Raw genomic sequence first — 9,333 nt, forward strand, 5'->3', positions numbered from 1 at the left:
AGCCTCGCAACATTGTTGTTAAATCACCAGTTTTGGCCCGGAACCTCTGTACATATAAGTACAGCCGCGTTATAATGGCGCAAGATCGTGTCAAGTCATTGTGAGGAGGCCCCTGTGAGCCAAGGAGCTAATCAGGGCGCAATTGCCCTTGTTCCGTCTGACCGTCCAATCCTCCGTCCGTCCGAAGATCTGCGCCCACTGCGGATTTTGCTCATCACCCCCAAAGGCCACAAAGAAGAAGCAAGCAGCCAGAAGGCGCTCTTTTCAATGGCGATCGGGGTGCTGGTAAGTATTACGCCGCCTCAACATACGCTCGAACTCGTTGATGAGTTATTTGGCGATCCCATTGATTTCAATCAATCGTACGATCTGGTTGGCATTACCACCCGTACGATGAATGTCAATCGGGCGTATGCCATTGCGGATCAGTTCCGTCAGCGTGGTATTCCCGTCGTGCTCGGTGGGGTGCATGTCTCGTTCAATTATGCCGAGGCCAAGCCCCATGCTGATGCCATTGTCTGTGGTGAAGCCGAGCACCTGTGGTCGCACGTCTTGCAGGATGTCGCCGATGGTTGTTTGCGGCCCCGGTATGATGCGAGTGACTTTCCTCCGGTGAATGAAGTTCCTCCCCTTCATTATGCACGAATTTTTGCTGCAAGCAAACGGGAACAGGTTGATGCCCGCAAATCAATCCCGATTTATATGACCCGCGGTTGCCCCTATACCTGCGCGTTCTGTGTTACGCCCAATTTTACCGGGCGCCTCTACCGGATCCAATCGCCCGAGACGATCCGTGCCCAGATCGAAGAGGCCAAACGGGTCTTCTTCAAGCCAAGCAGGTATGGCAAGACGCCCTGGTTTATGTTTACCGACGAAAACCTGGGGGTCAATAAACAGCGCACCTGGGAGATCCTCGAGATCCTGGCTGAGTGCGAGATCAAGTTTAGTAGTTTTATCAGCATTAACTTTCTCGAAGATCCCAAAACCGTCGATTTGCTCGTGCGGGCCGGTTGTCTGATGGCCCTGGTGGGTTTCGAGTCGGTGAACCAGGCGACGCTCAAGGCCTACAACAAAGGGCGCACCAATTCGGCCCAGCGGTATGCCGAGATTATTACCAGTTGCCGCAAAGCTGGCCTGAATATTCAGGGCAACTTTATGACCAACCCGGCCATTGATACCTACGAAGATATGCAGGCGACCGAGGATTTTGTGCGGGCCAATCGGCTCATGATGCCGATCTACTCGATTATCACGCCCTACCCGGGGACCCAACTCTACCGTGAGTATAAAGAGAAGGGGCTGATTGTTGATGAGGATTGGGACAAGTATACGGCGCACAATCTGGTGGTGCGGTGTGATAACTATGATCCGCTGGAATACCAGTTGCGTTATCTCACTCACTTCCTCGGCATGTATGCCTGGCCTGCCATCGTCACGCGAGTGGCCTTCAACCGCAACAAACTCGTCAATCTGGTCACCAGCATTCTCTTTCGGCGCAATCTGCAAGATCAAATTGTCAGCGTCAAGAGCGGCTTGCGCCGCCCGTTGCAACAGACGCGCTATATCGCCGAGCCAGTTGCCAACGAGCGTGAAGTGACCGCCGATTGAGGCCGATTGCCGTTGCCGTGATGAGGTTTCTGTAAAGTACGTTTTCGCGCTCTTCGCGATCGTGTCTTCCTGAGCGCAGCGAAGCATCTCTGCCGTCGGGTGTCCTCGTGTGCTTGAAAAGGGTACCCGGAATACGGTACACTATGTGCTATGAGAGCTTTTCTTGCGTTTGTCCTGCTGACACTGTTGCTGACGGGTTGTGCTCAAGCTGAGGTTCAACCCCCGCCTGCCCCGTCACCAACGAGTGCCGTTCGTCCAACCGACCCGGTACCCGGGCCGCCGCCGCCCGATGAGCCTGTTGCTACCGCGCAGTTGTTGCCGGCTCCGCTCTATGTGTTGGAAAGTGGTCAGATTGCCCGTATCGAGCGCGATATGGTTACACGGGCAGTTATCACGGCTGAACGTGTTGAGCTTCCTGGGGTCGAAGCGATTGCTGAATTTACTGTTGCCAGTGATGGCACGCTGGCCTATATTGTGGGTGATGTGACCGCCGACCGCCTGGTGTTGACCGATGGCCGCGGCGAGGATCTGCGCGTCATCTATGAAGAGGCGCAGCACGAACTGAGCGACCTGCTCTTTACGCCTGATAGCAGTGCGATCATCTTCCGCCTGCTCAATAATCGGCAGCCTGCCGATCCCAATGTGCCGAGTGGCATCTATCGTTTGCCGCGTGAGGGTGGGGCGCTTGAATTGTTACGCCCCGATGACCCGGTTGATGATCCGGTCAATCCGGCGCGTACGGTCAGTGGCTATCGTCCGGTGGCCTTTGCGCCAGATCGCACGGCCTTGTTAGTCGAGGTCTTTGCCCTCTTTTATGAAGATTGTACGCTGGGCGTGATGGCGCTTGAGAACGGCGAGGTGACGCGCATCACCGTCCCTGAGGGCGTGCAGGTGCTTTGTGATGAAGCCGTCTGGACAACCGCGAGTGATGCGGTGCTCTTGCTTGCGGTGCGGGTGGATGGCGACCAGGGCCAGGATGGCCCGACCCTCTGGCGCGCACAACGCAGTGATGGGGTGGCTGTGCCTTTGTTGACGCAGCCGGACATCTTTGCGCGTGCGCCGCTGGGCTTGCCTGGGCAAGCAGTGCAATTTTTCCTGGCGCAGCTTCAACGTGATCTGGCTGGGTTGATTACGGGGGCGACCTTTGCCCCGGTACGGTTTGATTCGCCCGAGGCAAGCCCGACACCGCTTGGGCCGTCGTTTGCGCGCCGTCTTGATGGGGTGCTCTGGGCACCTGATGGATCAGGTGCGCTTGTGGCGCTTGGCTCCTTTGTCGAGGCCGAGGGCGAGGATAACCGCCCGGTGCTGCGCTGGTTGCCGCGTGAAGGTTCGCCGGTCGATCTGCCGACGGCGCGGATGTTTATCAATGGCCTGGCCTGGGCCCCAGAAGAATAGATGCAACACCTCTATCTCCATATTCCCTTTTGCCATCGTCGGTGCAGTTATTGCGATTTTAATACGTATGCCAATATGGAGCACCGGATCGAGGCCTATGTCGAAGCGCTCTGCACTGAGTTGCGGATGCGTGTCGCGCAGGATCACGTTCCGGTGCCCTGCTCGGCTGAGGCGGCGGCCTTGCCACCGACCATCTTTTTTGGTGGTGGTACCCCGACGATGCTCTCGTTGGGCCAGTTTGAACGCATCCTTGAGGCTGCGTCGGCCCTCGTACCGCTGGAGGGGGCCGAGATTACGAGTGAGGCGAATCCGGGCACGGTGCTCGGGCGTGACTATTTGCGCGGGTTGCGCAGCCTCGGAATCAATCGGTTAAGCATGGGCGTGCAGAGTCTGCACGATCCGACGCTCCGGGTGCTCGGGCGGATTCACACAGCGGCTGAAGCGCGGCAGAGCTTTGAAGAGGCGCGGGAGGCTGGCTTTACCAATCTGAATCTCGATTTCATCTTTGGTCTGCCAGGGCAAGATCTGGTGCAATGGGAAGCGACGCTCGCTGCGATTACCACCTGGGGTGCCGAGCACTTCTCGCTCTACTCGCTGATTCTTGAAGAGCAGACGCCGCTCTTTGCGCAGGTTACTGCTGGCAATGTGGTGGTGCCTGACGATGATGCGGCAGCCGCAATGTACGAAGCGGCGATGACGCAATTTGCGGCGGCGGGCTATCAACAGTACGAGATTAGCAACTGGGCACGCAGCACCCCCGAGGATGGTCGCCTGCCCCGGTATGCCTGTAACCACAACCTGGCTTACTGGCTCAACAGCGACTATCTTGCGGTGGGTGCCGGTGCGCATGGGCATCTCTATCCCCGGCGTTATGCCAACATCCTTGGCATTGACGCCTATATCAAGGCGGTTGCGCAGGGCACCTTGCCGGTAGCGACCGTGACCGCATTGACGCCCGAAGATCTGCGAGCCGAAACAATGATGATGGGCTTGCGTCTGAACCAGGGGGTCAGCCAGGCGCATTTTATGGCTCGGTGCGGCCTTGGGCTTGACGAGGCCTACGGCCCCACGCTTGCGCACCTGATCGATCTGGGCGTGCTCGAACGCCACACTGATCGGATCAGACTCACGGCGCGAGGGCGCATGGTCGGCAACCAGGTCTTTGCCAAGTTTGTGTGAACGGGGGTGCGACCCAGCTTCCGGGAAGCTCTGCGCGAAGATGTCATGGCGCACCGACGTGCCTGAACCACCGATGAGCATGCTGCCACCACCGCGCAAGCTTCCCGGAAGCTTTTTGCAAATCTGCGATCCTTGTGCTAGACTACACGCGGCGAGGGCCGGTAGCTCAGGGGATAGAGCTGCAGTCTTCGGAACTGCGAGTCGGGGGTTCGAATCCCTCCCGGCCCGCCATCGCCTCGGTTTTTGCGTTTCCGCTCTTCCCTCCCTCTTTGATACGCTCAAGCAGAATCTGCTGCGTTGCCTGCGCCGTTGCTTCCCAGGTGAAGGTGGCGGCACGGGCAAACCCGCGTGCGCGCAGGCTCGTCCGTAGTGCGGCATCCCGCACAAGTTGGACGATACCTGCGGCCATTGCTTCGGTCGCGGTCGGATCGACCAGCAGCGCGGCGTCGCCAGCGACTTCGGGGAGGGCGCTGCTGGTGGAGGTGAGCACGGGCGCTCCGCAGGCCATTGCTTCGAGCACGGGCATGCCAAAACCTTCGTAGAGCGACGGGAAAAGAAACGCCGTTGCTCCGGTCAAAAGGGCGTTTAGGTCGCCGTCGGGCACGTAGCCAGGGAAGCGTACCAGGTCGCCGAGATCATGTTCAGCGACGCGCCGTTCGATGGCATCGCTGAGCCAGCCGCGTTGCCCGGCCAGCACCAGAAGCGGAGGGCCACTCACGCCTGGCTGTGCAAGGTGCGGCAAGGCGCGGGCAAAGGCGTCGAGCAGGCGCACCAGGTTTTTGCGGGGCTGAATGGTGCCAAGATAGAGCAGGTAGGGCCGGATCTGGTGTGTGCCTGGCACCAGCAAATTGTAACGCGCACACGTCGCGGCCACCTGCGCCGGATCATCAATCGGCTGAAACGTTGTACTGAGGCCGTGATGCACTACCTGGATGCGCGACGGATCGGCCCCATAGGTGCGCACCAGATCGGCCTTGGTCGCCTGCGAGATCGCGATCACCTGCCGGGCGGCCCGCAGACTCCAGCGCGTCGTCAGATCGAGTTCGAGTCGTCGTCGTGCCGTATGCGCCTCGGGGAAGGCCAGGTAGCCAAGGTCGTGGATCGTCACAACGCTCGGGCGGGCGGCGACGAGCGGTACCACATGGGCGGGCACAAAGAGCACATCGGGTTGCTCGAAGAGCGTCGTCGGCCCGAGCCGCGCATGGGTCCAGAGCCGCCGCAACGGGATGTTGCGCAGGCGAACATTGGCCCCGAGCGGGGGCAGGTCGGGCGGCATGCCGTTGGTGTAGAGCACATAGTGATGCCACTGGTCAAGCTGCGCCAGGGCCGCGATCACCTCATAGCTATAACGCTCGGTACCGGTGCGATGGGACGCACTGAGCCGACTGGCATCAATCGCAATAGTTGGCACCTTCATTGCGCAAAAGCTTCCCATCCGCGTTGCAGCACTTCGGGAGACGGATCAGGCTGCGCCGGATCCAGCCCGAGGCCGCTGATGAGCTGGGCAACCAGCGCCTCTTGCGTTCCGTTGGCCTGAGCCGCCTGGCGCAACGCTGCGGCGACAAGTTGTTTTTGATGGAGACTCAGCAGTTGGCGGGCCTCATCGAGAAACTGTGCGCAACTGACCTCAGTGAGGTAGTGCTCAACGCGAGCGCGCAACTCACGATCAGATGCCAGACCCTTGGGCCAGAACGGGGCGACCTGCCCATTGACATAGAGACTGTGCGCCCCGGCAAGATGACCGAGCGCCGTCACGAGCGCCGCTGCCGGAGAGAGGCGCCCCGGCGGATAGATTGCGTCAAGTTCAGTCCATGAACCCATAGTTTCTCCTTAGCAGGATGCCTGTCGCCCTAAAAACCTGTGCATATGCTGGTGAAAACGATCAGCGCAGCTGATCGTTTTCGCCAGCATCCATTAACGTAACACCCGTTCGATCTGCAGATTCATCTGGGTGAGGCGCGGGACAACATCGCCATAGCCGCGTTCGAGCAGGTGAATGCCACGGATATACGAAGTTCCACGCGCAATCGCCGCAGCAATGATATACGCCAACCCGGCGCGGAGGTCGGGAATGGTAATCATCGTCTCGTCTGACGCGAGGGGCGTTGGCCCGACGATGATCGCGCTATGTTCGTGGTTCTGATTGCTAAAACGACAGTCCAAACCACCAAGACAGTGAGTGGTTAGTTGGGTGTTGGCCCCCAGTTCGTTCAACGCCTTGAGGTAGCCAAAACGATTCTCGTAGACCGTCTCGTGGATGATCGAAATACCGTGCGCCTGGGTGAGCATGATGGCAAAAGGCTGTTGCCAATCGGTCGAAAACCCAGGGTAGACATCGGTCTCAACCACGGTAGGGGTCAATTCCCGACGGCGAAAGAACCGCACCTTGCGCGGTTCGAGCAATTCAAAGCCGCCACCAACTTGTTGAAAATGGGCCAGGAAATTGCCCAGGTGGTTCGGATCAATGCCGCTCACCGTAATATCGCCGTCTGACGCCCCGGCAAGACACGCCCACGAGGCGGCCTCGATCCGGTCGCCGAGGATCGGCATGCGTGTGCCGAGCAACTGCGGCACCCCTTCAATCACAATCTCGCGCCCGGCGGAGGTAAAGATGACCGCCCCCATTGAACGGAGCATCGTAATCAACTCGACAATCTCGGGTTCAATCGCGGCATTCGCAATGAGGCTGCGCCCCTCGGCCATCACGCCGAGAAAGAGACAGGTCTCGGTGGCACCGACGCTTGGGTAGGGCAGATGGATCTGCGTGCCACGGAGCCGCCCGCGGCGATGGGCGACATACCCTTCTCTCGTGGTTGTCACCGTGCCACCAAAGTGCTCAATTGCCATCAAGTGAAAATCAACTGGGCGTTCCCCGATCCGGCAGCCACCAACAACCGGCACCGCGACCTCGTCAAAACGGTGCAACAGCGCACCGAGTAACAGAATCGGAATCCGATTGCTGCCCGAGTCGGGAATAGGCACCTGCGACGACGTGATGTCCGTCGGATCAATCGTCAACGTCGTGCCATCGGCGTGAATCTTCGCGCCAATCGCTTCGAGCATACTGTGGGTAATCACAACATCACCAATCGGTGGACAATTCAAGAGTTGGGTCGGGGTATCGGCCAACAGTGCGGCCACCATCGCCTTGGTCGCAAAATTCTTGGCTCCGAGCGCCGTCAGATGCCCCACGACTGGCTCGCCACCGCGGATGCGATAGACAAACTCATCACTAGCCATACGGTGTATCTCCTCATATGCAGGCTCTTAGCATAGCCCGTCATACCTCTGATCATACACCATGTTGCGCTGAGAACAACTAACAACTACTGGTTGCAATCTTACGCACCAAGAGGCTCTGGCGCGTGCCATGCCGTCGGCGTTATAGTCTTTGCCTACATCCTCGGCGCTCCGCTTGGTACCGTCGCGCTCATGAATATGCAGTCTTATATCGGGTCTATGGGAGTGCCAACTTCAGTCGGCTTCTTGCTCAGTCGACTGAAGTTGGCACTACCTGATTTCATGCTTGAAAACCATAAGCGCTCGGCGATGGGAAGCGAAGTCCATCTTCGTAGGCTTGTGCGGATGTATTGCTGAAAGACCATCGCGGCGTGTTGAACCCGCCCAACCTGATGTGGCCGTTGACGAACGACGGCGTCAGTCGCCATCCCGACTGGAGTCGCGTCAACCCTGGCAATGAGCCATCGCCAACCCCGACCCCGATACCAGGCGTGCGTGATCAAAAGGTCTACTTGCCAGATGTCAAGCGTTAGCCAAGTGTGGTCGCCCAAAGCCGGTTGCGCTGGCTTTGAGCGACCGCACGAACGCCCTGCCAGCAGACGTTTCTTGCTCAATAATAGGGCAACTGTTCATCAAAGCAGGTTCCCTGGTTGCGATGCCAGGCAACGACATGTTTGATGGCTTCGAACGCTTTGGTTCTGGCAGCAAGATCCGAATTGAAGCCCTGGTGAGGTTGCACGTAGATGTTAGCACTGCGATCGAGCGCCTTGCGTACCATATGGCGGGCCGCCGCATGATCATCGCCAACTTTTTCATCGCTACTCACCAGGGTCGCAAATTCTGCCTCTGACGAAAAGACATCGAGCCCCAGGCCCATGATCTTTCCGGCACGATAGAGATCCCATAGGCCCGCCTCGGGCGCAATTTCGCCTCGGGTTACATTGATAAAGATGAGTCCATCGCGTGCCCTGGAGAGATAGGCTTGCGAGAAATAGCCAACATTATACAAAGGACTCGCCTGGTTTTTGGTGAGGTTCATTGCGTTGACGATGATATCACTTGACATAATTGCTTCGTCCTTGGAAACAAACGTGAAACCCTCACCGTATACGTTTTTTAGCGCATCTTGGCGGAGATCAACGCCCTGAACGGACAACCCATTGGCGGCGGCCAGTTCATAGACACGCTTGCCGATCTTGCCAACGCCATAGACCGTCAGGCTTTTGTGCGGGCCTAGCTCGATGAACGCACGTGAATTCTTGCGGTCAAAGGTCGCCGTCTGGTGCGTATAATGGTTCAGTTCGCCTGCCGCAGCGTAGAGCAATTTCATGACGGTTTGGGCAACCGCCGTGACACAGTACTCGCGGAGGGAGGCGAGATTGACCGTGGCGGCCAGATGTTCGAGGTGATCATAGCCTGCACTTCGTGTGATCACGCTCTTCTTGGCGCCTGCCAGATAGTTCGCGGGCAAAACCGAGTGGGTTTTGAGCGTGATGAGCCTCGGAAGCCGTGCTTCAGGATGCTCCTCCAGGTAGTCCTGCACCGTGCGCGGCGTCATCAAAGAGGTGTGCGTGGGTGGAAGTTCGCCACGTTCCATCGCTATGCTGGTTGCTTCCCGCAAATGATCGGCCTCGGGGCCAAGTGCCTCGAAGTGAATCAGGTCATAGGCGGCGGCTGGGGCGTCATGTTCGGGGAATGCGCTCATAGGCACCTCATCAAAACAGGGCTGGGCGATGCGTCTGGGAGTTGGGTGGCTCCTTACGCCATCAGATACCTCTTTCCACGCTGGTATAGTAGCGGTTTCCTTCATGCTATGCAAGCGATACCAGCGCTTAGGGCGATTGCATCTTCCGTGTATGCACCCCGCCAAGGCACCCGCAAGGGCACCCGCAAGGGGTGCCCGTACACCGG

General features: G+C 58.5%; 7 protein-coding genes, 1 tRNA gene and 1 pseudogene. 5 read left to right on the forward strand and 4 right to left on the reverse strand.

What is annotated here, in order from left to right:
• Positions 1-114 precede the first annotated feature (114 nt).
• The 4 genes from A9Q02_RS19735 (at position 115) to A9Q02_RS19750 (ending at position 4,413) form a co-directional block, all read left to right on the forward strand.
• Complete coding sequence (locus A9Q02_RS19735) at positions 115-1,608, forward strand: B12-binding domain-containing radical SAM protein (protein WP_245860762.1); 1,494 nt, start codon at positions 115-117, stop codon at positions 1,606-1,608.
• A gap of 150 nt (positions 1,609-1,758) precedes the next feature.
• A complete protein-coding gene (locus A9Q02_RS19740; RefSeq protein WP_097654793.1) occupies positions 1,759-3,003 on the forward strand; it encodes a hypothetical protein in 1,245 nt (414 codons plus the stop codon).
• Positions 3,004-4,182: a radical SAM family heme chaperone HemW gene (gene hemW / locus A9Q02_RS19745; RefSeq protein ID WP_097654794.1), complete on the forward strand. Its 1,179-nt coding sequence runs from the start codon at positions 3,004-3,006 to the stop codon at positions 4,180-4,182.
• A gap of 155 nt (positions 4,183-4,337) precedes the next feature.
• Positions 4,338-4,413, forward strand: a tRNA-Arg gene (locus tag A9Q02_RS19750).
• A 73-nt stretch (positions 4,414-4,486) separates the two neighbouring features.
• On the opposite strand, the pseudogene A9Q02_RS19755 reads toward A9Q02_RS19750, so the two are convergent.
• From A9Q02_RS19755 to murA, 3 genes and pseudogenes are all read right to left on the reverse strand, one after another.
• A pseudogene (locus A9Q02_RS19755) lies at positions 4,487-5,617 on the reverse strand (glycosyltransferase family 4 protein); the annotation flags it as partial.
• Positions 5,596-6,003: a hypothetical protein gene (locus tag A9Q02_RS19760; protein WP_097654795.1), complete on the reverse strand. Its 408-nt coding sequence runs from the start codon at positions 6,001-6,003 to the stop codon at positions 5,596-5,598. The pseudogene A9Q02_RS19755 and the gene A9Q02_RS19760, both read right to left, overlap by 22 nt.
• 93 nt (positions 6,004-6,096) lie before the next feature.
• Positions 6,097-7,422: a UDP-N-acetylglucosamine 1-carboxyvinyltransferase gene (gene murA, locus A9Q02_RS19765; protein ID WP_097654796.1), complete on the reverse strand. Its 1,326-nt coding sequence runs from the start codon at positions 7,420-7,422 to the stop codon at positions 6,097-6,099.
• Between the two features lie 371 nt (positions 7,423-7,793).
• Here murA and A9Q02_RS24435 point away from each other — a divergent pair, with 371 nt between their 5' ends.
• Entirely contained in the window at positions 7,794-7,955 is a 162-nt protein-coding gene (locus A9Q02_RS24435) for a hypothetical protein (protein WP_172451183.1), read from the forward strand.
• A gap of 77 nt (positions 7,956-8,032) precedes the next feature.
• On the opposite strand, the gene A9Q02_RS19770 is transcribed toward A9Q02_RS24435, so the two are convergent.
• The gene (locus A9Q02_RS19770; RefSeq protein WP_097654797.1) at positions 8,033-9,127 is read right to left on the reverse strand and encodes an NAD(P)-dependent oxidoreductase; all 1,095 of its coding nucleotides are present in this window, start codon (positions 9,125-9,127) and stop codon (positions 8,033-8,035) included.
• Positions 9,128-9,333: the final 206 nt, after the last annotated feature.

The organism is Candidatus Chloroploca asiatica, from assembly GCF_002532075.1.
Lineage (GTDB): Bacteria > Chloroflexota > Chloroflexia > Chloroflexales > Chloroflexaceae > Chloroploca > Chloroploca asiatica.

Bases quoted from the DNA above. Each gene is read 5' to 3' on its own strand.
- A9Q02_RS19740 (WP_097654793.1), top strand. From the start codon at position 1,759: ATGAGAGCTTTTCTTGCGTTTGTCCTGCTGACACTGTTGCTGACGGGT.
- hemW (WP_097654794.1), top strand. From the start codon at position 3,004: ATGCAACACCTCTATCTCCATATTCCCTTTTGCCATCGTCGGTGCAGT.
- A9Q02_RS19760 (WP_097654795.1), bottom strand. From the start codon at position 6,003: ATGGGTTCATGGACTGAACTTGACGCAATCTATCCGCCGGGGCGCCTC.
- murA (WP_097654796.1), bottom strand. From the start codon at position 7,422: ATGGCTAGTGATGAGTTTGTCTATCGCATCCGCGGTGGCGAGCCAGTC.
- A9Q02_RS19770 (WP_097654797.1), bottom strand. From the start codon at position 9,127: ATGAGCGCATTCCCCGAACATGACGCCCCAGCCGCCGCCTATGACCTG.